Annotated in this window: 26 protein-coding genes; 7 read left to right on the top strand and 19 right to left on the bottom strand. The window is 40.0% G+C overall.

Features of this window, described 5'->3' with window-relative positions; translation table 11 throughout:
• The first annotated feature begins 156 nt into the window (after positions 1 to 156).
• Complete coding sequence (locus WH188_RS05135) at positions 157 to 2934, top strand: lantibiotic dehydratase (RefSeq protein ID WP_339423436.1); 2778 nt, start codon at positions 157 to 159, stop codon at positions 2932 to 2934.
• Here the strand turns inward: WH188_RS05135 and WH188_RS05130 are convergent.
• Together WH188_RS05130 and WH188_RS05125 are read right to left on the bottom strand one after the other, a co-directional pair.
• Complete coding sequence (locus tag WH188_RS05130; RefSeq protein ID WP_339423435.1) at positions 2917 to 3663, bottom strand: LytR/AlgR family response regulator transcription factor; 747 nt, start codon at positions 3661 to 3663, stop codon at positions 2917 to 2919. The genes WH188_RS05135 and WH188_RS05130 overlap by 18 nt on opposite strands.
• Positions 3660 to 4709: a sensor histidine kinase gene (locus WH188_RS05125; RefSeq protein ID WP_339423434.1), complete on the bottom strand. Its 1050-nt coding sequence runs from the start codon at positions 4707 to 4709 to the stop codon at positions 3660 to 3662. Before WH188_RS05125 ends, WH188_RS05130 begins: the two co-directional genes overlap by 4 nt.
• Before the next feature lie 76 nt (positions 4710 to 4785).
• Here WH188_RS05125 and WH188_RS05120 point away from each other — a divergent pair, with 76 nt between their 5' ends.
• The 4 genes from WH188_RS05120 (at position 4786) to WH188_RS05105 (ending at position 7139) form a co-directional block, all read left to right on the top strand.
• Complete coding sequence (locus tag WH188_RS05120) at positions 4786 to 4938, top strand: hypothetical protein (protein ID WP_339423433.1); 153 nt, start codon at positions 4786 to 4788, stop codon at positions 4936 to 4938.
• Positions 4939 to 5245: 307 nt separating this feature from the next.
• Positions 5246 to 5698: a MauE/DoxX family redox-associated membrane protein gene (locus WH188_RS05115; protein ID WP_339423432.1), complete on the top strand. Its 453-nt coding sequence runs from the start codon at positions 5246 to 5248 to the stop codon at positions 5696 to 5698.
• 41 nt (positions 5699 to 5739) lie between these two features.
• The gene (locus tag WH188_RS05110; RefSeq protein ID WP_339423431.1) at positions 5740 to 6771 is read left to right on the top strand and encodes a hypothetical protein; all 1032 of its coding nucleotides are present in this window, start codon (positions 5740 to 5742) and stop codon (positions 6769 to 6771) included.
• A gap of 134 nt (positions 6772 to 6905) precedes the next feature.
• Entirely contained in the window at positions 6906 to 7139 is a 234-nt protein-coding gene (locus WH188_RS05105; RefSeq protein WP_339423430.1) for a hypothetical protein, read from the top strand.
• 70 nt (positions 7140 to 7209) lie between these two features.
• On the opposite strand, the gene WH188_RS05100 is transcribed toward WH188_RS05105, so the two are convergent.
• The 5 genes from WH188_RS05100 to WH188_RS05080 form a co-directional block, all read right to left on the bottom strand.
• Positions 7210 to 8607 (bottom strand): TlpA family protein disulfide reductase, encoded by a 1398-nt coding sequence (locus tag WH188_RS05100; RefSeq protein ID WP_339423429.1) that lies wholly within the window; start codon positions 8605 to 8607, stop codon positions 7210 to 7212.
• An 18-nt stretch (positions 8608 to 8625) separates the two neighbouring features.
• On the bottom strand, positions 8626 to 9960 hold the full coding sequence (locus WH188_RS05095; RefSeq protein ID WP_339423428.1) for a RagB/SusD family nutrient uptake outer membrane protein: 1335 nt from the start codon (positions 9958 to 9960) through the stop codon (positions 8626 to 8628).
• Positions 9961 to 9970: 10 nt separating this feature from the next.
• The gene (locus WH188_RS05090; RefSeq protein WP_339423427.1) at positions 9971 to 13540 is read right to left on the bottom strand and encodes a SusC/RagA family TonB-linked outer membrane protein; all 3570 of its coding nucleotides are present in this window, start codon (positions 13538 to 13540) and stop codon (positions 9971 to 9973) included.
• A 191-nt stretch (positions 13541 to 13731) separates the two neighbouring features.
• On the bottom strand, positions 13732 to 14757 hold the full coding sequence (locus tag WH188_RS05085; protein WP_339423426.1) for a FecR family protein: 1026 nt from the start codon (positions 14755 to 14757) through the stop codon (positions 13732 to 13734).
• Positions 14758 to 15043: 286 nt separating this feature from the next.
• Complete coding sequence (locus tag WH188_RS05080) at positions 15044 to 15631, bottom strand: RNA polymerase sigma factor (protein WP_339423425.1); 588 nt, start codon at positions 15629 to 15631, stop codon at positions 15044 to 15046.
• A 131-nt stretch (positions 15632 to 15762) separates the two neighbouring features.
• Between WH188_RS05080 and WH188_RS05075 the strand changes: the two genes are divergently transcribed.
• Positions 15763 to 16056 carry an HU family DNA-binding protein gene (locus WH188_RS05075; protein ID WP_339423424.1) on the top strand — a complete coding sequence of 98 codons (294 nt, stop codon included), beginning with the start codon at positions 15763 to 15765 and terminating at the stop codon, positions 16054 to 16056.
• A 119-nt stretch (positions 16057 to 16175) separates the two neighbouring features.
• Complete coding sequence (locus WH188_RS05070) at positions 16176 to 16328, top strand: hypothetical protein (RefSeq protein WP_339423423.1); 153 nt, start codon at positions 16176 to 16178, stop codon at positions 16326 to 16328.
• A gap of 311 nt (positions 16329 to 16639) precedes the next feature.
• Here WH188_RS05070 and WH188_RS05065 read toward each other — a convergent pair whose 3' ends face one another.
• The 12 genes from WH188_RS05065 to WH188_RS05010 all read right to left on the bottom strand — a co-directional run bounded on the left by WH188_RS05065 (position 16640) and on the right by WH188_RS05010 (position 24041).
• Entirely contained in the window at positions 16640 to 17446 is an 807-nt protein-coding gene (locus WH188_RS05065) for a PRTRC system ThiF family protein (protein WP_339423422.1), read from the bottom strand.
• Positions 17443 to 18153: a PRTRC system protein B gene (locus WH188_RS05060; RefSeq protein ID WP_339423421.1), complete on the bottom strand. Its 711-nt coding sequence runs from the start codon at positions 18151 to 18153 to the stop codon at positions 17443 to 17445. Before WH188_RS05060 ends, WH188_RS05065 begins: the two co-directional genes overlap by 4 nt.
• Before the next feature lie 11 nt (positions 18154 to 18164).
• Positions 18165 to 19343: a hypothetical protein gene (locus tag WH188_RS05055; protein WP_339423420.1), complete on the bottom strand. Its 1179-nt coding sequence runs from the start codon at positions 19341 to 19343 to the stop codon at positions 18165 to 18167.
• A 17-nt stretch (positions 19344 to 19360) separates the two neighbouring features.
• A complete protein-coding gene (locus tag WH188_RS05050) occupies positions 19361 to 19579 on the bottom strand; it encodes a PRTRC system protein C (protein ID WP_339423419.1) in 219 nt (72 codons plus the stop codon).
• Between the two features lie 19 nt (positions 19580 to 19598).
• Positions 19599 to 20270 (bottom strand): PRTRC system protein E, encoded by a 672-nt coding sequence (locus WH188_RS05045; protein WP_339423418.1) that lies wholly within the window; start codon positions 20268 to 20270, stop codon positions 19599 to 19601.
• A gap of 69 nt (positions 20271 to 20339) precedes the next feature.
• Positions 20340 to 20573, bottom strand: a complete 234-nt coding sequence (locus tag WH188_RS05040) for a molybdenum ABC transporter permease (protein WP_339423417.1) — start codon at positions 20571 to 20573, stop codon at positions 20340 to 20342.
• Position 20574: 1 nt separating this feature from the next.
• The gene (locus tag WH188_RS05035) at positions 20575 to 20766 is read right to left on the bottom strand and encodes a hypothetical protein (protein WP_339423416.1); all 192 of its coding nucleotides are present in this window, start codon (positions 20764 to 20766) and stop codon (positions 20575 to 20577) included.
• A gap of 17 nt (positions 20767 to 20783) precedes the next feature.
• Positions 20784 to 21191, bottom strand: a complete 408-nt coding sequence (locus WH188_RS05030; protein WP_339423415.1) for a hypothetical protein — start codon at positions 21189 to 21191, stop codon at positions 20784 to 20786.
• 36 nt (positions 21192 to 21227) lie between these two features.
• Complete coding sequence (locus WH188_RS05025; protein ID WP_339423414.1) at positions 21228 to 21632, bottom strand: hypothetical protein; 405 nt, start codon at positions 21630 to 21632, stop codon at positions 21228 to 21230.
• Positions 21633 to 21740: 108 nt separating this feature from the next.
• Positions 21741 to 22190, bottom strand: coding sequence for a DUF6908 domain-containing protein (locus WH188_RS05020; RefSeq protein ID WP_339423413.1), 450 nt, complete (start codon positions 22188 to 22190; stop codon positions 21741 to 21743).
• Positions 22191 to 22240: 50 nt separating this feature from the next.
• Positions 22241 to 23314: a DUF932 domain-containing protein gene (locus WH188_RS05015; protein WP_339423412.1), complete on the bottom strand. Its 1074-nt coding sequence runs from the start codon at positions 23312 to 23314 to the stop codon at positions 22241 to 22243.
• A gap of 67 nt (positions 23315 to 23381) precedes the next feature.
• On the bottom strand, positions 23382 to 24041 hold the full coding sequence (locus tag WH188_RS05010) for a single-stranded DNA-binding protein (RefSeq protein WP_339423411.1): 660 nt from the start codon (positions 24039 to 24041) through the stop codon (positions 23382 to 23384).
• Positions 24042 to 24388: the final 347 nt, after the last annotated feature.

The following is a 24388-nucleotide window of genomic DNA, read 5'->3' as shown; positions in this document are numbered from 1 at the left end:
GTAAATATCCATATTGATTACATGAAGTTTTGCGACTACACCAACCGACTCATTTTTCTAACCTAAATCCTGGCTCACGTATAAATCATCTTGGTCTGCGAAAAAAAATTTCAGGTATACCCAAAGAACCTGATATTAACCAGCATAACGATTTATATGAAAACCGAAATTAAATCAACGATAATTTTCCGTGTACCACAGTTTTCTACTGATGCAACACTTAAAGCTTCTTGGGAAAGCTTAAAAGAATCAATCAAAATATCATCGCCAGAATTCTTTAAACTAATCAGATCAATTGGATACGAAGATATAGCCTTAGCAACACCAGAAATCCAGCATACTATATGGAAGTACTTTAACCGTTCTAAATACCGCGCAACTCCTTATGGTACATTTGCAGGAATTGGGATAATGGACAATAATATTGAGAAGAATTACCCTATGCTTATTGGTGAAGAGCAAAAAAGGCATGAATTTCATGACTGGTCGCAAACAGAAAAATCTGGGCTTTATGGTCCATTGGATGCCCGGGATGAAGCCCTAACTAATACCTCAATTTACAAGCTATTTGGAAAAACTCGGTATCTACATTATCAGGAACGTAAATTCCATCTTGCTGAAATCAAGTTGCAACAAGATTCAAATAAAATTTCTCGTATTTGTCGTAAGCCCACGCCCATATCAAAACTGATTGAAGATAGTCCTGACATTCCTGATACCCTTGATCTAATCATGGAAATGATCCAGCATCAGCTTTTAACGACGAGCGAACATTCCAATATAATTGGAAATGATTATTTTCTAAGAAGACAAATACCAAGGCTAAAAGAGCAGCCAAGTTATATTATCTCAGAGCGTCCTTACCTATCCGGAGCGCTACCAACAAAGCCTTTTAAGTACTTGCCAGAACTTACCAAGATACTTGCGTCCATAAAACCTAAAAACGAGGGGACTGACTTCGCCCAGTTCAAAGTAAAATTCAGAAGTCGATACGATATGAAGGCTGTACCGCTTATGGAAGTTCTTGACCCCGAAATGGGAATAGGTTATGGTCAATTGGATACTCCAAGCGAGGAAACAGTAGCTCCATATCTCGAAAATCAAATAACTAAAATCAGTCTTGATGATAAAATAAAAAAGCTATTCTATGGAAATAAGAATCTTAACAACGGCACTATCGACCTTTCAACCATTGACATTGAAATTAGCGATTCACTAACCCTACCCAATACGATTGGTGTGTTGTGCAATATTCAGGACGACATGCTTGTGATTGAACATCTCGGAGGTGCTACGGTAAACTCCCTTGCAGGCCGTTTTAGTTTAGTCGGCGGTGAACTCGAAGAGTATTGTCGAACTATTGCTAAACTTGAACAAGATGCGAATCCAGATGTTCATTTTTTTGATGTAGGCTATGCAGGAGAACCGGATGTCGATAATGTAAACAGGCGGGCCAATATTTATAGTCAACAATTATCTGTTCTTACTTACGATACAACTGCAGCCCCACTCTACCTTGCAGACCTTATGCTTTGCTTACGGGGAAATGAATTCGTTTTATTCTCAAAAAAACTTCAAAAGCGATTGGTACCCAAAATTGCCAGTGCATACAATTATGGAAGATCAGATCTATCGGTTTTCCGCTTCTTATGCGATCTTCAACATCAGGGCCTAAGTACGGACTTAAACTTCTCGGTATCTTCGATTGTACAAGACTGCGATTCTTATCCAAGATTAACATACAAAAACATTATATTATCTCCAGCCAAATGGAAAGTACATTGTCCAAATTTCAAAGATGATACGCTTGAATGCGGTCTGATCAGCTTAAAAGATTATTTTGAGGGTTTGTCTCTTCCGCGTTATCTCGTTAGCCGCACATTCGACAGAACCATGCTTTTCGACACGGCTGACAATGAGGATATGAAGGCATTGCTGTTTATATTTAAAAAGTTTAAGTCAATTGTACTTGAAGAGGGATTTTTACCCCAGCATCCGATTGTTTATGACACCAAAGGAAAACCCTACAACTCCCAATTCCTTATAACTCTAGCCCATGATAAAACGATTTACAATCCACTAACTATTAAAATAAGTAAGTCTAGGTCAGACTATCAAGCCTCGTTTCTTCCAGGGGATAAATGGCTTTATTTCCAGTTGTTTGTTTCTCCTTCCATTTCAAACAAACTAATCCTTTCCTATATCAGTCCCTTTATCAAAAGATACAACAGTAAAATAAGTTGTTGGTTTTTTATTCGATATAACGAGAGAGGTGAACACATCCGTTTCCGCTTTCGTCCAAAACTGCAAAAGGACTACAACACCCTATTTCATGAAATTACTTTAATACTACAGAAAGCGGAGAAGAAAGGACTATTACAGGATATACAAATATCCACCTACCACAGAGAGTTAGAAAGATATGGCATCGCTGACATCGAACGCGTTGAACAATATTTCCAAACGGACAGCAATTATGTTGTGAATTGTATCAGCTTAATTTCAGATCAAATGGAATCTAATATTACTTGTGTCGGTTTTGTTCTTTTCGTCCTACAGGCTTTTGATGAAGATACCGAAAAACAAACCATGTTCATAGAGGATAGAAGCCATTCGTTCTGTCGAGAACACGACATTAAAACTGATGGATACAAGTTGCTAAATCAACAGTTTGCGGATTTTATCAAGTCGGTTAGTGTTGCAGATATTGAATTAAGGACACAATGGTCGATATTGAAAAATGAATTGCACTCCCTGCTAAATCCATTGTCCCTTAAGGATAAAACTTCCCTTTTTGGTGATATATTGCACATGCATTTCAACAGATATTTTGTGGCAAACCAGCGAACACACGAAATGCAGATTTACTATTTTCTATCCAAGTATCTGCGGTACCGCAAAGCTACAGGCCGTTACCTATTTGATGAACAATGAACTATTTCTTCCTTTTAGCAATCTGTTTATGGTCTTCTGAAAAGTTTGTCCAATATCTAGTACAACACCGTTGTAGAGTTCTATCTTTTTATAATCAAAGTTGGCTATCTTATCTACGTTGATGATTAGGCTACGATGTATCTGAACAAAGTTAGAAGTCCCTAATAGAGAGTAAACTTTCTTTAATGGGAGCAAAATCAAATAATAAACTTCAGCTGTATGGATTTTGGTATAGTGATCCATACTTTCAACATAAAGGATATCATTTCTTCTGACATTTGTTTTAGTCCCTGTTCTTACATTTTTTACAAGGATTGTAGAATCCAAATGATTCAAAATATAATCTTGTGCGAGCGCACGCTTTCGGCATCTGGTCACAGCTTCGTTGAATTCGTTCTCCAACAGAGGCTTTAATAGGAAATCGGTTGCATCAAGACGATATGACTTCAAAGCAAATTCGGCATATCCAGTAATGAAAACAATTTGAACATGATCCATAGAAGCCTCCATCCGTACTCTCCTGGCCAACTCCATACCATCCATATCCCTCATTTCAATATCCAGAAAAAGAATATGAATTTTAGCACTGTTACTCTGTGAGAAAGCTAGCAAGTCAGCAGAACTGGAGAAACTATTTATAAGTTTCAATCCTTCTATTGCATGTATTAATTTTGAAATATGGCGACGTGCAAAAGCCTCATCATCCACAATGATACAATTCAACGTCATAGGCTTATATTTAATTTCAACACGTACATATTATCAGTGTCTTCCACAATTAATTGATGTCGGCGACCATAAGTATTCTTCAGCCGATCTGTTGTAATACGCATTCCCTGACCTGATTTGGGAAGATTAGCTTCAGGTAACTTTTTATTAACGATCTGAATCTCCAATACTCCTCTTTTGCATTTGATAGTTAAGCTTGCAGGGTTCTCTGGACGATCCAGCACAGCATATTTCAACATGTTCTCTACCAATGTAAAAAGCAATAAGGGTAGTATCTTGATTGTTTTAGCCTGATTTGCATCAACTTCAGTTAGAATATCTAAATAAAATTTCTCTTCAAATCGCAATTTGTGCATTTCGATAAGTCGTGTTACGTGCTCTAACTCTTTTTCCAATGTTATCTTTCCATCCTCGGAAAGATTTTCCCACGAAAACTGTAATGACCTCGACAGTAGATCCAGCATTTTCTCAGCTCGCTCAGGATTACTTTTCATTTCTACTTTTACAAAATACAATGAGTTATAAATATGGTGTGGATTCAGCAGCGCTAGGAGATAACCATTCTCCAGCTTCCGTTTTTGGCGTTCACGGCGCTTATTGTGAGTGGCTAACGCATAGGCCGCGCTATAACCACCAACTAATACTGACCGGTAACCCGCATTAACATAAAACACTTCCCTTTCAAGGCCTCTAGCTAATTGGAATCGTTCATTGTTATAAAAGAGTACTGCCAATATTGCTTCAAAATGGATAGCTAATGAAATTAAAACTAAGAAAATAAAAATGAGAGAATTTTTACCACCTTTAAATAATTGTTCAAATAGAAGCTTGCCTTGAAGAAAAAAGAAAGCAATATTCAAGATGTACAATAATATATATTGGTCAATTGGCTTCCAACCTGCCAGCTTAACAGAGACATACATTTCAAGGGAAATAATGAAAGAAATTCCGAGCAAATGAAAAAGCATTGAACGACCATTTACATGCCACATTTTACTTTTTATTTCATCAATTTCTTGGTCTACGAATAATTTGAATTGGTTCACGAAAAAAAATTTAATTGAATTAGTTTGCTTATTACCTTTAGGTTGTTATTAGATAAACACCTTAAAATCAATGATTATGAAAGCGAAAGCACAAATTAAACGTCAGGCATTAAGCCACTTGGTAGTTTTAACATTCGATGGAAGTAAAACAAGAAAAATGAAGGGTAATCAGCTGGCAGATACAACAACTACAGCATTAACTTTTCCAACCACAGTATGCGTGTTTTAAAAGTACCATCAGTACAAGAAAATCACGATTAGATTTAAAATTGCAAAGCCGGTAACCAATCCGGCATGCATTTAAAATCAATGTATCATTTGCCTTCAATTTTTGAAAAGGAAAACAATATTCAATACCATTCTTTTCAAATTAATATTCTAATTGATTAAACAATAACAAAACATCAGCATTAACTCTATTTTAGCAATTGAACTGATACGTCTTTTGAACCCTATCAAGACCAACACTGCGCTCTAACCGTCCTTTTCTTACCATACCCACCCTTCAACAATCATCCTTTTTAAAAATATTTGTTATGCGGGCTAAAACTCTTTTCGTTGATAGCATTGCCATACTTTTTATTATTCTCTGGGTTTATGCCGCAGTAAGCAAACTGTTTGACTACAACAATTTTAGCATTGAGCTTGGCAAAGCTCCTCTACTCAGCGGATTTGCACCTGTAATAGCTGTTGGTATTCCTTTCCTAGAAATAGCTTTGGCCATTATGCTCCTTGTCGAGCGCACCAAGTTTATTGCCCTTGTATTAAGTTCGTCTTTGCTGTTACTGTTTACAGTCTATTTATTTATCATTCTTAATTACAGCTCTTATATACCCTGCTCCTGCGGTGGCATACTTGGCCGCCTAGGTTACAAGGAACACATTTTTTTTAACCTGATTCTTTTTGCCCTCGGCATCGCATCTATTTTGCTTTACCAAAAGGAAAATCAACATAATCAAACCAAGTACAACAATCTTTCTGTTCACTAAATTACTTAGTCATGAAAAAGCGATTCATCATTATCCTGTCCTTGCTCCTGCCTGTGGTTGCACTGACCGTATGGGGATTTGTGTCCTTCAAACGGGAAATACCAAACGGCTTTAACCGGAATTTCCGTAATGACATGCTGGTTCTTACAGGTGAAGTCAACAGCACAGAAGCCCTCATTTCAGTCAATACCATTACTAAATATACCACATACTTTACACCACAGACACCGCAAAAGATAGCCCTATTAAAGACTGGCGAAAAAGACCTGCGCTATGAAATGCTTCCCGTGCCCTATGACCAATGGATCAATTACAATTACAGCATGCAGGTCGATAGCCCTTTCACCATGCTATTTGCAGGTAATCTTCCTGCAGTCTTTACCAAGGAAAGCGGCGTTACTGAAGGAACAATAAAGTTGGATATGAAAAGTAAACATTTTAATGCTGCCCTGCAATATCAACACAACCGTTATTTCATCCGTGTTTACTCGGCTGCCGAGCGTGACTACATTGTTGCCAAGGCAAACGGATCAGGACAAGTTGAAGGCTATGAAAACAAAGCCTCCTACCTCACACATGACAACGGGATGTCCTCACAAGCACATATGGTCTACAGCCCCGAACATCATAAGCTGTTGCTAGTGCAGAAGATGTCCAACCAGATTCGCTGTCTTGATACTAATCTGAACCTTCTGTATGCAGCCAAGACCATCGATACATTTAGTCTAGCCAATATAAAGGAGGTCATCAAGGAAGAAAAAAACAGTAAAGTTGGTACGCAGTCCGCACCTCCGCGCTATACCAATTATGCTGTGGCGATATCAGGTAACCAACTATATTGTTACTCTAAGCTTACTGCAGATAATCAACCCGACAGGCTTGCCACTATAGATGTTTATTCAATCGGCAATGGTAACTATGAGTACAGCTTTACCTTACCCCAAACCGAAAAACAAAACCTAGTTGATTTTAAGATTTTTGAAAATCGTCTGGTTGCATTGGTCGGCAATGGTAAAAAGATATTGACTTATGAAATCAAAGAACAAAGTTTAGCAACAATAAAAAATTTATAGGCCATATAAATATCAGGAACAGCCGAACACCTGTAGAAAACAGTAGGCAATATCTATTCACCCTAAGAACCATTTACCTTGTAAATGGTCGATAGTACGTTCTTTCTTTTTTAAACAAACAAAAAACAACTATTATGAAATCCAACAAATTAAAAATCGGATTCGCCGCAATGGCATTTGCTCTAATCGGAGCAGGATTTACAAGCGCTCAAGCTGATGAATTTTGGAGACCGGATAAAGAAGATCCTAGTGCAACACAAATCCAGCTAAATCAGTGCACAACCTCAAATCCAAATTTGTGTGCCACCCGATACGCAAATGGAAGTGATCTACCAATTGCTGAAATCCACGCGGTTTTTGTACCATAGGTAATACAATTGTATTTACAGAAAGAATAAACAAGGATGTCAAATTCTCTTTGACGTCCTTGTTTTAAAACTAAAAATCAACATCACTTCTTACTACTAGAACAGGTACTATACGCTTTTCCTTTTTTAATTCAATACCAAACTTTAATAGTGCGTTCTGCACTTCCTCAAAATTTGTCATTTTGCAATCAAGTCTCATATTAATTGGGCCATAATAATTAGTTTCGTCTATTAATGGATCATCGAGTTGCAAAGAATACCATAGCGCTTTTTTAAGATTCAACATTCTAGAGTCTTTTAAAGTTATTCCCAAATTTCCTGGAACGTTTTCTGATTTACTGTAGATTTCTTCACTACAAATCTTAGTTTTATCCTTTATTTTTAAGACATTCGTATTTTCTTCCCTTGGAATAATTGCTGAATAAAACCCAGTCCATAACTGTAATTCCTTTTTCATTATATTACTAATAATAGTGTTTAGTTCTAGCTTCGTCCAATCATACTTTGGGCCATTGTAATAATCATAAAATACTAGTTCAAAACAAAATTGATTTTCTGCATAAAATTCTTGCATTAAATCATTTTCTTTTGGAACATCATAAAACGTATTGATTCCTACTTCCCATTTTAGTTTATTATTAGGAAAAGGTGTTAAATATTCTCCGGAAGCAAGGTTGTCATATTTATAAGCACTTTTAAAAAGATTTTCCAAAATTGTATTTGTTGCAATCACTCTTCCTGTGAAAGTTTTAATGATGCTGGTCAACCCGGGAACTTTTTTTGTAATAATCGTTTTGTATCTTATTCCCCCATCAGTAACACTCTCATTTACGTAGATAGGTTTGGCGACTTTTTCAAGAAAAAAAGGTTCATCAATATTAATGTCATTACGAGTATTTCTATCGATTTTAGGTTTTAAATTAACAACCTTCCTTTCTAAAATTTTTGTTATGTTTTCTTCAGTTAATTCATTAGACTCAGTTATCGCTATAACTTTCCGATCTTCACTTATCCATACCAGATGAGAAATCGTTTGGTGTGGGAAATAGTTGGCCAGCACATTATCATCCGTTTCCGTAGGAAAAACTAAATTTAGATTTTGAATTTCGACTCGCTGTTTATAGAACGTCTCAATCAATTCAACCTTTTGGTCTGTTACCCCAATAATCTGAATTTTATCTTGAAATTTCTTTTGTAATTCATTTAGCTTAGGTAAGGCTGCAACACAAGAGCTGCACCAAGTTGCCCAGAAATCCAGAATTATCAATTTTCCTTTAAAGTCCGACAGTTTCAATGATTGCTTTTTAGCATTAACTAAGGAAATAAACTTTAAGTCAGGAACTTGTTCTCCTTGTTCCAGCGCTTGAACTTGCTTAGATAATGAGTCTGTTCCTGAAAAGCTAACATTAGCGATCAACCCAAAAGGATAACAAAATATATAGTTAACCAAAATCAATATTTTACACATTTTCATAGGGCTTCAGGATTAGAATGTAATAGTTGTAACATATTTGGGGATTGGAAAAACATAACTCGGATCATTTGGCTGTAAGGTGTAAGTTTGTCCATTTAATTCTCTGGTCAAAGTGACTTCAAAGCGCGAATCCTTATTCAATCGTCGTAAATCTGTCCAGCGCAAACCTCTAAAGAGCAATTCCTTTCTGCGTTCCAACAACACTCTCCTTAATAAAACCTCTTGATTGGTTATATTTAGAGGAACAAAAGATGTATTTTTATATCGTTTTTTTAGTAGTTTATTTAAACCTTCTAGAGCCAATGAAATATTATTTTTACGGGCATTGCATTCTGTCTGTACTAATAATATTTCATCAGTTGCAATTCCTCCGAAAATTGAATTTATCTCTACACCGTTGTAATTCCCTTTAAAGCCGAAGCTTCCATCATCTCTTTTAAAAAACAGGATATTCCTTCTTAGATCATTTGATTCATATAAATCAAGTAAAGAACTATTAATTCTCAATACGTTTCTTGAAAGCAAATGATCGTAAGAAATACTACCTTGAAATAAAACTTCTTTATTGAATTGATTAATTGGATAATCTGAATTTTCATTTAAATCATTAAAATCCATTAAATCGGATTTCATAGAAAGACATGAATCCGCATATATCAATGCATTTGTATAATCACCCTTTGCTAAAAACACTCTTGCTAACAATGCATATGCCGCTGGCTTCGACGGTCGTGTTTTGTACAATTGACTTTCAGGAAGGAGGGCAGATGCAACCTTGAGATCGTTAATAATAAGTCCGTAAGTATCACGAACAGAACTTAAGGGGTAATTAATGTTGATATCAGAAGATGTACGCAATGGGAGTGCTGGTTTATCCAAATTTGCCTCGTCATAAACTTGTGCGAACTCTTCAGCTAACATAAAAAAACTATGTGCTCGATGAAACAATGCCTGCCCTTTGACATTTTTAAAAGGTTCATTACTTTCTAAAGTACGATTAGAAATTAACCCATCCAAAACAATATTACACTGAAGAATTCTTGAGTATGAAGTATTCCAATCAACAAAGTATGGGTCGTTTAAATCTTTAATATTCCATACATATACTTGAGATGTCAAGGGCGTAAAATTCGATTGATAATCTTGATAATCAATATGGTAGTCGGCACAAGCAATTTCGCCATAATTAACATATGATACGTTGAATATTCCATCTGTATTATCTAATAATCCTTGAAAATCATCAAGAGTTGACGGCACAACACGTGACAGATCAGGTTTAATATCCAATTTGTTACATGACTGAAATAAACAAAATAAAATTATTGTGTATTTTATATTTTTCATGATTCTAATCTTAAAAGTTACACTGTAAACCAACGGCATAGGTAGTTGGATTTACAAATCTGTTAGACACAAAATCTGGATCAATTTTGGTATCGGTACTTCTCCAAAGTATGCCCACATTATTAATGTAGGTATATAGATTAATACTTTTTATACATCTTAACTTTCCGACCGGAACATCGTAAGCTACCCGAATATCCTGCAATCGAATATGATCCCCTTTTTCTACTAATATTTCAGAACCACTAAAAAAGTTATTTCTATTGACATTTAAAGGATAGGTAAAAGACGGAATATTAGTTTTGTTCTCGTCTCCAGGATGTTGCCACCGCTGGTTATAATCGCCATGTCCTAGCCAAGAGGCTGCAAGCGATGTATAATTGATGGATGGCCTCCGGAAATAATAATTAAACTTGTAGGTCAAGTTTACCGACAATGAAATTCCTTTGTAAGCTATGGTATTTCGAAACGCCCCAAAGTGTGTAGGACGGGCATTTCCATGATACACCAAATTAGAGAAGTCTGTAGATGAAAACAACAGACTGTAATCCTTATTGGTTCCATCTGTAATTTTAACCAACGGATCTCCATTTTCGGGATCTAAACCGCCCCATGGATAACTGTAAATACCATAAATCGGTTGTCCTACAATTGGTGTAAAAGTACTGTTGGTTCCTAATTCCCCAGCTGCACTTTGCATATATGTACTCAGATTAACTTTTCTATCATATTCTGACACCTTATCCTTGGCAATACTAAGTAGTAAGTTACTTGTCCATAAAACTATTTTGCCTTTCCTGAAAGTTAGATCTACATCTAATCCATTACCAGTAATATTTGCTACATTTCCTTTAAATTGATCCATACCAACTGTCGGATCTATTGCGGCATAACCTAACATATCTTTTCCTCTCCGATTATAATACTCTAAACTACCTGAAATCATCCCTTTAAATACCGAAAAGTCAGTTCCTATATTCCACATAGCAATACGCTCCCATCGCAGTTCAGGATTAGGCGGCGTCTGAAGCCAAACAAATGGAACATTATTTAAATAGCTTGTTGCATAAACTCCCGTGGCATAAGCAGATACCGTTTTATCAATATTGCCATTGTAACCAAAAGTGCTTCGTACTTTCAATAATTCAATCCAATCATTTTGCAGAAAACTTTCTTTGCTAGCTATCCAAGCTCCACCAATAGACCATAACGGAACTGATTTTTGATTTGTATTTACACCAAATAGGTTACTTTGATCAATACGTGCGCTACCTGATGCTGTATACCGACCCTTGTAGGTATATGCCGCATTCGCGAAGTAGGAAAAATAGATATCGGTCAATTTATTGTACCGGTCCAGATAAGGTATTCTTCCAGAAGCTGCGAGATTACCATATTTTGGATAATTCATTTCATAGTTTACTGCCGTGGACGTACCTGTCTGTTCCTTAAAGCCATAAAGCCTCCAAAAGTTTATATCCGTAACCACCTCTTTTCCATCAATACCTGCTATAGCAGTTACTTCGTGATCATTCCCGAATTTTCTATCGAGATTAATCTGCACACGGATAGACTGGCTGGTCATATCGTTGCTACTTTGGTCTAGGATACTGCCTTTGGGCACACCATAGGTAAAGGCACCGCCAGTTCCGACCTGCGTATTTAGGTTAATCAGGTTGCGTGTAAAATAGCTCTGTTCATTTTGCAGATTAAACGTGCTGGCGTTTTGCTTTTCTAACTGGTATCTTGCTTCTACACTCAAGCCCGGTATAAAGGTAAACTTCAAGCTTGTGTTCAGTCTTGTATGCATGCTCTTACCTGTATTGTCCGCATTGTTGAGTTCATCAACAGGTCTGTATTGCCAGTCCAGCAATCCTGTATTTGATAAACTTTGTATGTGACTTAGTCGATAATCTTTTGGCAATGCCAAGCTATTGCCTTGATCATCTACCATACGGGCATAGGGATAATAGGTGTTTCTGCTGATGGTCGTGATGTTGCCCGGATTATTGTTCTTGTTGTTACCTATAATGTGCATGATACCTACTGTCGCTTCCAACTGTTTTATAGGGCGGAATATGGTATTGCTGTTCAAGCTGATCCGCTTGTAACCGTTTCCCACATTCACAGATGGTGCATCATCATAGCCTGCCGAAAAGTAATAGCTCACCTTATCTGCGCCTCCGCTCAGATTCAAGGCATACTGCTGCGTACCTGTACTACGATAAAAATATTTGGAGAGGTCGTCCCTAAAGTCATTATTGCGGTATACGTCCATCTGCGCGTTTGCTTCGGCTTCCGTTATTACATTATTCCGTTTGTTGAGTAGTATTTCGACTATAGGCGACAGTGTTGGTTTGCGGACATTTGTTATGTTTGAATTATAATAGCCCTTATCGAACAGGAACTGCTCGGCATCAATAAAACTGGAGGCGTCCAGAAAATTCTGTCCGTAAAAGATATCAGGCTTTGTGGTGTAGGTAAAGTTGGAATTAAAGCTGATGTTCATCGGCTGGTTCATTCCGCCTTTCTTTGTGGTGATAACAATGACTCCGTTACCTGAACGTGCACCCCAAATTGAAGATGCTGCCGCATCTTTTAAGACTGTGATATCCTCTACATCGTTCGGGTTGATATTGGACAGGTCACCATCGAAAGGGAAATTGTCCACAATAATCAATGGCTTGGTATCGGCAAAGATGGTACTTAACCCACGCACATTAAAAGGAGAAGAGTTGGCTCGGTCTACATAGTTACCGTTAAACATCAGACCACTCGTCACACCTTCCAACCTGTCGAGCACATTCGTCCCTACCCTGCGGTTGAACAGCTCGTTGTCCACTTTTGTGAATGAACCTGTAGAACGTTCCTTGTTCATGGTCTGAAAACCTGTATTGACCGTTACGTCCACTTCTGCAATTTCATTGATCGTATAGTGCATGGCCACATTGACCTGATCACTGGTCACGACCGCTTCAAAAGGACTATGACCTAGGTACCGAAACTGCAGGGTGTTACCTATGGATGCCAGAACTTCAAAGCTTCCGTACTGGTTTGTACCAACAGTTATACCTGTTTCCATTACAATTACGGTTACACCAGCCAATGGATTACCCCCGGTATCCCTGACCGTTCCCCTTATCGGTTGTTGGTTGTTCGTAGTGGGTGCTCCAATCCTATTCTGTGACCTTGGTATTATTGCTCCTGGAAAGTCCGTAACCACAATGGTTTTGTCCTGAATTTCATACCGCAAAGGCTGTCCTTTAAATATCTGATTCAGAGCTTCCTTTAGTTCCGTATTCCTGAGCTTAAGGGTAACAGGCAGAGCCTTGTCCATCAGTTTTTGCGGAAAGACAAAAGCATAATCACTCTGTTTCCTCAGTACCTTAAAGACGTTAACCAGTTTTTCATTTCTGACATCAAGGTTGACCTGTTGCGCTGAGACCATACCAGCAAAGCCCAGAATTAAAACGGTCATGGTAAATAGTTCCCTACTTTTCGGAAGCATGGAACAGTCCGGCTTTATCAAAGGCCTCAGGAGCCGCTTAAATAAAGGGAGTAGATGAATGTGTACATTCATAATTTTAGGGTTAGCGGTACGCTCCTAACCATTCTTCGCTACTTGAAATTGAAGCAAATAATAGTTATGTTTGTACCGTTGGTTAAAAAAATATTAGTTGTCGAGATTAAAATTTTGGAACCTGACACCCGCCAATGCTGCGCTAACAGCATTGGCATTTTTATTGGTGTCCGGCCAACATAAGAAACATCTTACTTTAAAATAGAGACCCTCCTTCCTTCGATTTTAAATTTGAGTTTGTTGAACTGGCCGATGGCTTTAAGTATCTCGGACAGCTTACGGTCACGTGGTAGCTCCGCATAAAATTTTTCCGTCCCGACCTGTGGCGGATAGGTAATTTCTACATCGTACCACCGTTCCAGTTGTTTGATTATTTCGGATAGCGGCAGTTCGTTGAACACAAATGTATTTTGTGTCCATGCTGTATATTCTGTCGCATCTACATGTCTGATTGTGAACCCACCATTTTGCAGACTGGCCTGCTGGTTGGGTTTTAGGACAATTGGATTCGTGTTGTCTTTGGCACTGTTCAGCTTTATGCTCCCTTCTGCCAGTGTCGTTTCTGTGCGTTCATTGGGATAGGCCTGTACATTGAAATGGGTACCCAATACGGTTATCGTCTGTGTACCACTTTCAACCATGAAAGGTTGCTGCGTATTCTTAGCTACCTCAAAATAGGCCTCACCTTCCAGCTTTACGGGACGTTCTTTTCCTGTGAACTTTGTCGGGTAGGTAATAGATGATGATGCGTTCAGGACGACTTTCGTCCCGTCCGGTAGCGTTATGCGGTACTGTCCGCCGTTTGGTGTTGCCACCGTTGCCATAGTTGCATCCTGCACCTTTGCAATAACACTTCCGTCGCCATACTGTATGCCCTGTCCATTGACGTTTATACCGTCCTTGTTATCGTTCAGCTCATAGCGGCTTCCATCGGACAAGGTAATGGTTGCGCGATTTGTTCCTGGCAATACGTCGTTGCCGTAGGCACTATATAAATCTGTGGAATTATCTTGCTGCCTTAAAATGAAATACGCCGACAACGATACTAAGACAAGGATACAGGCCGCTGCATAAGGTATCCATCTTCTTATGATAGGCTTCCTTCTGGTTTGGATTTTCTCTCTTAACCTAAGTTCCACTGCATCCGATATATCTATAAGGATTGTTTCCGACACATCGCTTTCTAAAGCATCTTTGCTCATGGCCTCGCGGAACATCCGACGAAACTCTTCGTCATCTGATTCTATGGAATACTGCAGCAGCTCCTCGTACTCCTCCTTTGTGGTGGAATTTTCCAGATACTTGCTGAACAACGAGCGGATATGTGGGTTTACTGCCAAAGCGTTTTTATTGATATGACGCCCGGCTCTATAATTCCAATAGCTGTGTATGTGAATAAATTTTTAAGTGGCTGTATTTCAGTTATTTTATTTTTCAAAATATACCACCTAAAAAGGAGGTAGCGCTAGGAAAGGACAGACATAATGCAGTTATTCGCCAGCACTATGACTTGAGAGCTAAAAATATAGACAGCATTAAAGGTGCGACATGTGCATAGTTTGTTTTCAGGAATTTATTTGCCTTCGTGATGTGGTCGTTGACAGCTGCTACAGATATGCCCAGCAAGGTACTGACCTCGTTATAGCTTTTGCCCTCCAACTTGCACAGCATAAATACCCTTCTGCGTTGGGCTGGCAGATTGTCGATCAGGCTGTACAGTGCCCTATCGACTTCTTCATCTGCAACCCCTTCAAAGGGATTATAGGTGGTCACCATATTTTCCCATACATGCCCGGCCAGTTTCTTGTCCCTTGCCATCTTACGGAAGTAGTCATAGGCCAGGTTTCCAGCCACCCGGTGCAGGTAGGATTGTAGGGACTGTTCTATATAGATGCTACTATGTTGCTCCCATACTTTCAGGAAAAGGTCCTGCAAAGTTTCTTCTACAAGTTCCCTTGATTTTAATATCCTGAAGAGATTAACTGAAATGGGCTTACTGTAACGTCGGTAGATAATTTCGAATGCCGCATAATCCCCGTCCCGCAGTTTAACCAGCAGGTCCTTTTCATCATATAGGGGTAATAAGGTCATTGTATATTGGTCGTTACAATTTCATATAAATATAATGATAATTTGTATAATCTGCGAATTTGTTTCCTTTTCTTGTTGAATTGTTCCAGAAGCATTAATATCGTTCCCCAAACAGATAAATAAAGACCTTTATGAACAAAGCAGATTTGATTACAGCCATAGCCGAGGCATCGGGCATTACCAAGGTACAGGCCGAGTCGGCCCTTAATGCATTTACCGATTCGGTTGGGAGTTCCTTGAAAAAGGGTGAACCTGTGACACTTGTAGGATTTGGGACTTTTTCGGTTGCTGAACGTTCGGCACGTACCGGTCGCAATCCACAGACAGGTGAGCCATTGAAGATCAAGGCCAAGAAACTTCCGAAATTCAAGGCAGGTAAAGGTCTTAGTGAAATCGTTGCTAAGGCAAAGATGCCAAAGAAATAGCCAGGGCATTAGTATTACTTATGGGCATAATATAAAAGGAAGCCATCGAGCTTCCTTTTATAATTTCATATTTGCAATAAACCAAATTGGCATCAGCAATCTATTTACTACCCTAGCCAATGTCACAGCCTCTTTCGGCAATTTCTGCAATGGAAGAATGGAAAGAAAGAATATTGACGAATGTGGCTGTACCGTTTCCGCCATTTGTATTTCACCTACGCTGGAGGTGGTATGCCAATGGCAAAGCTAAAAGCTTATACGAATCACATTAATACCATAATCAACGCCGCAGCTTCTTTCGGTAATCTCTGTAATGGAAGTATGAAATGTAAGAGGATTGACGAATGTGGCTGCACCTTTTCCGCCATTTGTATTTCACGGACGAAGGAGGTGGTATACCAATGGCAAAGCTAAAAGCTTATGCTAATCGGAGGTGATACCATAATCAATACCACAGCCTCTTTTGGCTAATTTTGTGGGTGCATTGCTGAGTAGGAAATTTGGCGAATGTGGCTGTACCATATCCGCGAGTCAATTATTCCGAAGCTATGAGGGGTTATTGGCGAGCCGCCCGCGATGGCTGTCAGGCGACTTTAATAGGCTGGGCATTGAAGGTTTGCAGGTTTAAGAAGAAGCCCCTGTACTCGGTCATTCCATTGCGGAACAGATTCCATAACAGTGAGCAACCCATCTGAGCAAGTGATGAATTGATAAACAAGTCCTGCTTGTCCAAAGCTTCCGCCAGACTACAGCTCGGTGTGTCGTCCTGCTGTTCTGACTGCTTCAGTAGTTCTCCGTACTCGTCCGTAATCAATGGTAGATTAGCGACAGTAACATACTTTTCGGATTCGGGTTGTTTTATGGCTCTTACTGTGGACAGTATGACCTGCCCTGTATCACGGCTGTTACCAAAGTCAAGGGCATAGCTTGGACGGTGCAGGTAATAACTACCGCTCTCCAACTGCTTTAGTATATCAGCAATGGCGAACCTAGACTGCACACTGTCCACACACGAAATAAAAATAGATGCACTTGCACTATCGGGCATCTTGTCCAAACTGTTCTTTTCAAACTTTACGCTTTCGGCTTTCCAGTCCGTACCAAAAAAGCGGTTGGTACGGTTTATCAAGGCTACGGATTTGTAAAGCCCTAATTCGCTTTCCGCAAATAACTGTCTGCCCAGATTGGCTTCCATCACTTTATCGTTGTCCCATAGCCGCACCTGCAAACCTGCGTGTTCCAAGGCTACTAGAGCATGGTTCATCCGTGCCAAGGCTGTCAGGACCTGAGAGCCTGTGCCCCCTGCTCCGATAAGGTTTACAGTAACGGGATTGGTAGGATTTAATAGGTAATTGTCCGTAAAGTGCACGGCTGTTTTTATGGTGTTCATAGCAGTTGATTTAAGGTTGTCGTACTCCGTTTCAATACGTCCATAGGAAAAGGTAAGTGCGTATTTACGAGGCTGTCCCATAGCAGTACACAGTTGCCCTCAATAGGATTGTAGTTCTGCATCAGATGGCTGAAATAGGAGTTAAAAAAATTCTGCTCCCATGCTGATGTGAATACATTCAAGGAAGAAGATTTTTTAATGGCTATATCCACATTGCCCATACATACATTGCCGTTTTCGTAGACATTGAAAAATGGTGCGTTGTACAGCTTTGTGGTCTGTGTTGGTCTGCGGTTACTTCGTAATCCAAATACATAAAGCTGCTGTCGCGTAGCTTTCCACAGCATAGGCGGGACATTAGCCAGACCGTTGGCTATGCCCAATTTTTCCGTAAAAAACAGTTCCCTACGCATGGCTTTGGTAAACCATAATGCCTCACCCTTTTTTGGGTCAACATGTAAGACGTTGTTTGATAGAATACCTTCCATTTTCAGGAAAGGTTCGTCCTTCTCCCTTACTGTTATTAGGGATTTGGCAAGTCGGTTTGCTTCCCTTGTCGTCAAGGGATGGGCATTGATGGGTATACCGTTTTTGTCCATATCAAAATGCTCTACATAGACTTCTCCCTTTGTTCCTTGCGCTTCATAGAAAACTAAGGCAGACTTCGGACTAAAAAGGTTCGTGTAAATGCTTGTTATATCTTTCATCGTTCAAAAGTTTATAGGTCGTTCACTATACAAATAAGTTCTTCAATCAAGGGAAACAGAAGGCTTTCAAAATCAAGACTTTTATACGCACTTTCGTTACCATCAAACCGTTTGCTTATTGTTGGCTCCTGCATTCCTGCACAGTTTTGGAACTCCAGGTTGACGGACTCAAAAAGCTGTTCGAAAAGTTTGCCATTACTGTCCGCACAGAAAGAAATATATTTTGCCATTGCTATTATTCGTTCGCTGTCGTCTTCTTCAAAATCATCGTCGTCGTCATCATCATCTTGTATACTAATCGGTATACTTCTAAACATTGTTTCATTGGGGTATTGTAATAGCAGTTGGTAGAAATTGTTGGCTATATCCCAACATGCTTTGTCCGTATCCCCTTTGATTTTGAAATTGTCCAAGCGATGCTTAAATCTGTCCAAATTGTGGTGGCTGTACAGCTTGCGTTCTATAAACTCCCCTATATAAACTGACTGCTCTATTTCCTGCAACAGCTCTGCTCCTTCCTCCGTTTCTTCGTCATCTGTCACCCAATCCTTCAACATTTCGTACGTCCGATAGAGGTAACTATTTTCATTTCCGTGGTAGGGAACAGCAGCTACATGATAGAGGTAGGCATAAACCGACAATAGTAATTGTGCGGTGTGTTTGCATTTTGGACCTTTTAGCAATCGGAATAAAGGTGCAACGGGAATATACAGGAGCGTTGTCCCCATACTATAACATTCAGTTGTTTCCAGATACGATCCCCTACTGTCCTGTAGGAAACTTAACTGTTCCCAATTGCGCACTTTATCTTTTAACTGTTGCTGTATATCATCCAAAGCCAATGCGATATTGTAGGGATAGCCGTAGGATTTGGAGTGCATGGGATGCAGGTTATAATGCTGTGCCAAGTGGGAAAGGGAATTATAAAAATCCCTTTCCGTTCTTTCTGTTCCCTGATAAGCCTGTACCGCTTGTCCTGCTTCCTGCTTCGGAAGAAACTTACAGCTTAGAAAACCATCGGTAACTGGTCTATTGGTACGGACTTCTTTTTGTCCTTCCTTATTTCCCCTGCATCCTTGGGGCGCTTCAAGAAATGGATAAATTCGTCCAACTGTCGGTATAGCACCTGTTGCTTTGGCTCTTTGGGTAATTGGAAAGTGCCCGATATGATATGGTGTTGCATAGTTCATTGTTCTTGATTTTTGATTTATCCTTTAGTTCCTATCACGCTCTCAAAACGGTACTGTACCTTATCTTCCTTTATAACTGGTGCAGATACTTTTGCGGTCGTCAGTATGGGATAGGTGTTGGCATAAAAATTCAGTACCGCCTGTACGCTCCATTTCGGCTCGGGGTCTGTCAATCTTCTCTCCTGCCCTTTATCCTCAAAGAGGAATAGTCTGTCTAATTGTGTTGCTACTAACATGATTGCTCTATTTTAAAAATTAATACGGATTGTTATCGTCTTCTGCATATTCATCATCAAGCTCTTCCTGCTCCATTTCTTCATCATCGACATTTTCATCTGCCATTGCTGAAAGTGTATGTCCATCAAGGTTTCCGCTTGTTGGTAGTTTTTCCTTTATGGGTACATTGACCGCCATTCCAAAAAGGTCGGGTGCAAATTTCTCAGATAGTCCTGCTTTACGCCTGCGTATCTCTTCCGCCTTATCGGGATGGTCTGTAGTCTCGGGTACTTTCATCCATGCGTCACGGTGCCTGCCTTCCTTTTCCAATTCGTCCACCTTTGTCATGGCATCCTTGTATTTCTTGTCCTTGGCTTCACGCTCCTTGTTCTGCTTGTCGGTTCTGCCCTTCTCCATTACGGACTGCTTCTGCGCTTCATCAAGCTGTCTTACAAAAGCTTCCATATTGTCCATCAGTCCCGAAGCCTTTTCTATCGGTGTTGTGATAGTCGCTATATAACCTTCATCCAATTCCTGCGCTGTACCTCGGAGCAAAAGCGGTACTATCAGTTCTTTTGCCTTATCTCCGCACATCGGATTTTGTAGGAGCGTGGATACAATCCATACATTGTCCTCACCCTTTGCGATTACAATTTGTAAATCCCCTGCAAATCCAACCTGCTCTATCTGTTTAAAAAAATTCGTGTCCATTGTTTCTGTTTTTAAAAGTTTTTAAAATGATTGTTTACTCTTTATTATTGGTTTTATTTCCCTGCTCTCCTACATGAAAGCCAAGCCCAACAAGCCCCACACGATTAGTGCGTATGCTATGCAGTTCAATACCCATTCCACGAAAAGAGTAATCAATCCGATGAAGTAATTAGAGAAATGCTGTAAGCCCCCTATTCCTCGGCGGTTAAACTTCCGCATACCGATGATAAGGCGTAAGGCTATACCCATCAGCAATAGTCCTATGTACGGTGGGTTCTGTATGATGTTCGTTATAATATCCATGTCAATTTTGTTTCGTTCTTAACCGTAATAGTTTTTTGTGTATGTCCTGCCAATATGCTTTCTGTTTCTTGTCGAAATCGGCAAAATATTTGTCCTCATGGTGATATTTCAAAAAACGTGAGGCTTGTCCTATGGCTTCATCAAGGTCTGTCACCTCGATAGAGCAACCGTTTAAATCTGTAATGCTCAACATGTCTATGATTTTAATGGTTAGTCTTTTAAGTATTTGTCCATTGGTTGGATAAGCTCCATATTGTCCCATACGTAGTTGAAAATTTGCTGTATCTCGCTGTCCGTAAGCTTTCGCATTATCAGCGTATGGCGGTACTGCCCATCTATAGTTACCTCACGATTTGGGAAATGGACTGTTGCTATTTTACATGCGGTTCTCCTGCTTCTGATACATAGGTGCAATACCGTATCGTTCCAACCTTCCTGCCCTAACAGAAGCGTTTCTTCTAAAGGAACTGCTCCTGCTACCTCCTTGTTTATGCCGTTGTCGCCGAAAGAAACTCGGGCAATGCGGTTGAAGGAATTTATCCCTAAATGTTCTGCCATCCGATTGGCAAACAGAACATGTTCGATTGCTCCTTTCGGGTTTTCGATACCGTACAACAAGCTTTCGACTTGGAATGTGAATTGATTTTTCATGGATTAGTTTTCTAGGGTTATGGATAGGATTTGTTTATCTCCGAAAAGCAGGTGTATAGCCTGTTTCAGATTTTGGTTACATGCTTCTTGGTCTGAAAATTTGATAAGGCTATAGATAAGGAACAAGGCGTTATATCCGTCGAACAATTGGTCAGAAAATACACGGGGGCTTTTGTGCAACATGACGTTGTTACGCTTTATCACGCCTTCCACATTGTCCAATAGATTATACCAAAAATCAGCTGTAATAAAAGAGCCTGTCCAAATGCTCCGTATATGCTTTTCCTGTTTTCTAAACCGCCCTGCTTCCTCCACTGTAAAGGCTATCAGCTCTTTGAGGTTGTCGGGAAACAGCTTGGCTAACACATATGCCTTTTCAACGTTGTTCATTTCTTCCAATGCTTTCATGGTATTTGATTTTAGTGATTAATAAAAATTGTTTCAATTCTAATGGAACTGTTGATTTTCCTTGAAGCCTTACAGTTCAATTTCTTGAGTTGTCATATACCCTATCTATCAGAATGGAACTTCATCTAAATATCCCTGCCGTTCAATATCCTTTAGCCATTTGTCAGCAGCCCTTAGCTGTCCTTCTTGCAAGCCCTTGTCATATTCGCAGAGCCAACCGTTTTCTATAGGTATGCCCACCTGCATGATTTTCGAAACTGTTTTATGGAACTTATAGGGAAAAATCCTGACCAAAGCCCAAGCCATAGCATCACCTTTGCGGTTATCGACTATTATAAAAAACATTTCAAGTAGTATCATCAGGTCTTCATCCTGTTCGTAACCGTGTCTTAGGCTGTACACTTCAGCAGTACCATGTGGCGTTTTTATGTCCCTGCCAATCCTTTCGAGAACAAGGTTTAGAAAAGGCTTATTCTCGATTTCCAAACAGTCCGAACCATACATGATATCAATCAGTTTAAAAAAGATTTTCTTTGAGGCATTGTTAAGTGATTTCATATCCGTTGTTTTTTGTAGGCAACCACCCTAAGGTGGTTGCCTAGTTGTCATTAGTTAAATGGGAAAATGGCTGTACCTTCTTTTGCAAAGTCGGTGCATAGGTCAAAGGCTTTCTGCGCCCTGCCCTGCGCCGTTCCGCCCATGACGATGGACTGAAGTTTGGCTTCATCGTCCCTGAACTTCCGCACATTTTGGTAAAAGCCCGTCACCGCATTGTATGCGCCGAACAACTTGCCCTTGGTGGTGTCCATTTGCTGTGTATCACTTGTCATTGCATAGGCAAATGCATCCTCTACCGTATTGGTAAACACGCTCGACAATTGGTCTGTCTCACCTTTGCGCAATAGCTCATACGTTTCCTTGTTGGGGCAAAGTGCCAATTGGATTAGCTTTTTAACATCCTTGTCCGTAATGTCCACCTTAGCCCATCGGTTGAATATCCCTTCTAGTTCCATGCTGAGGGTATTGGCAATGCCCATCACTTTATGGGCATCTGCCAAACGTTGTTTAGCACCTGTGGTATGTTTGATGCGTACCACATTGCTCATGCTCCTCAAGGATGCGTTGAGCGTATTTTGGCACACGATACGGATGGGTGTAAATGCCGCCGTGATGCTTCCGCTACCATCGTGCGATGTGGTGAGGAAGATATACTTCTCTGTTACGTCCTCGCCATTACCCACACGTATATAACCCGGTAGCTTGGCAGTAATGAAGATGCGTTCGCCCTGTCCCAATGCCCCTGCCGTTTCGTAAAGAATGCCGTCAGCGTTACCGACTATGGCATCGAAAAATGAGAACGCCTCGTTGTTCTGTACGATTTGGTAGTCCTTGCCCACCACACCCAATACTGTATTGTTATCGCTACGGATGTTTGCAAAATTGTTAGGTACTTCTATTTCTGAACCGTCCATGACCGTACCGTCCTCTGCTATGCCCATGCCCTGCGCCCTTGTAAATAGTGGAGTTTTAATGACCTCATAATCCAATCCTGCGTGGATGATGGCTTCTTTACTTGTCGGGTAGTCCGTTACGATTTGTCCCAAGCCGTGCCATGCCTTTTCCTGCACGCTAAAGAAAGAATACTTTCCTGTCCTCTCGTTGAAATTTAGATTGTGTCCCATGATATTTGTGTTTTTGATTAAAGAATTGTGTGATTGAAAATTGCCCGTGCAGTGATTCCCTTAAAACTTAAAAAGGTAAATCGTCTTCTTCCCTGCTGTCGCTGGTTTTGCTTGAACTGTTTTGCGTGTTGCTCTTTGATGGCTCTTCTGTGAAGGACTTTTTTCCGCTGTCGTGGAACTTGATTTTTTCGGTACGGAGTTCCAAGTTGGTGCGTGTTTCACCGTCATTGCCCGTCCATGCCCTTGCATCTACCCTGCCCGTCAATTCTACCAAACGCCCCTTGGTCAAGGCTTTGGCAATCTTGTCGGTAATCCAATAGGCACAGCGGTAGAATGTTGCCCGCTTGACCCATTCGCCCGTCTGTCTGTTCTTGTAGTCGTGGTTTTCCGCTACCGTGAAATTGACAACCTTCCTGTCGTTACCAAGTGTGTGGACCTTTGCGTCCGCTGTAATTCTGCCGATGATTTGCATAGCTTGAATTTTTAAATTGTGCATAATCTGTTTCGTTTCCCTTCCCTGCCAAAAACTATTTTCCAAAAGAAAAAACGGCAAAAAAGAAAGCAATGAAATAGTGGGGCGATAGCGAAGAGCCAAAAGGAAACGGAATAAAGGAAGGCCATGTGCGGTGGGAGAAAATGCCCATTCCGCTGAAAAGAAAATAAAAAAATAAATGGGCATTGTGTTTATGCCGTAGTCTTTTGGCTGGCCATGTGCGGTGGCCGCCACACTACATTAGCTGCCTTTTTAGTCCGTTGTTCTTCCCGGAAAATGAGCTAACAAAAAGCTCAAGATTTTAAAGAAGCTTAGGTATATAAGAAGGGCTTGAAAAAAACGGCAGAGCAAAAAAAAAAGCCTGCAGTATGGCAAGCTTTATAGAAGGTCCTAAAGATCACTTTGGATGGGAACAACATGTCTATTATCAACACATCTGATTTGTCGAATCCTCGGAGCATTAGGAATAGGGATAAAAAAGAAATAGCCGGCCTGAATACAGACCGACTATAGAAACCCTATCATCATGAAAGCATAAATGTATCTAAACGTATTAAGTATTAATCCAGAATAAGCCTGCT

The sequence above is a fragment of the Sphingobacterium sp. MYb388 genome (assembly GCF_037479535.1).
GTDB lineage: Bacteria > Bacteroidota > Bacteroidia > Sphingobacteriales > Sphingobacteriaceae > Sphingobacterium > Sphingobacterium anhuiense.
Note: the sequence above shows the minus strand (reverse complement) of the source record. Positions and strands in the feature narration are given on the sequence as shown.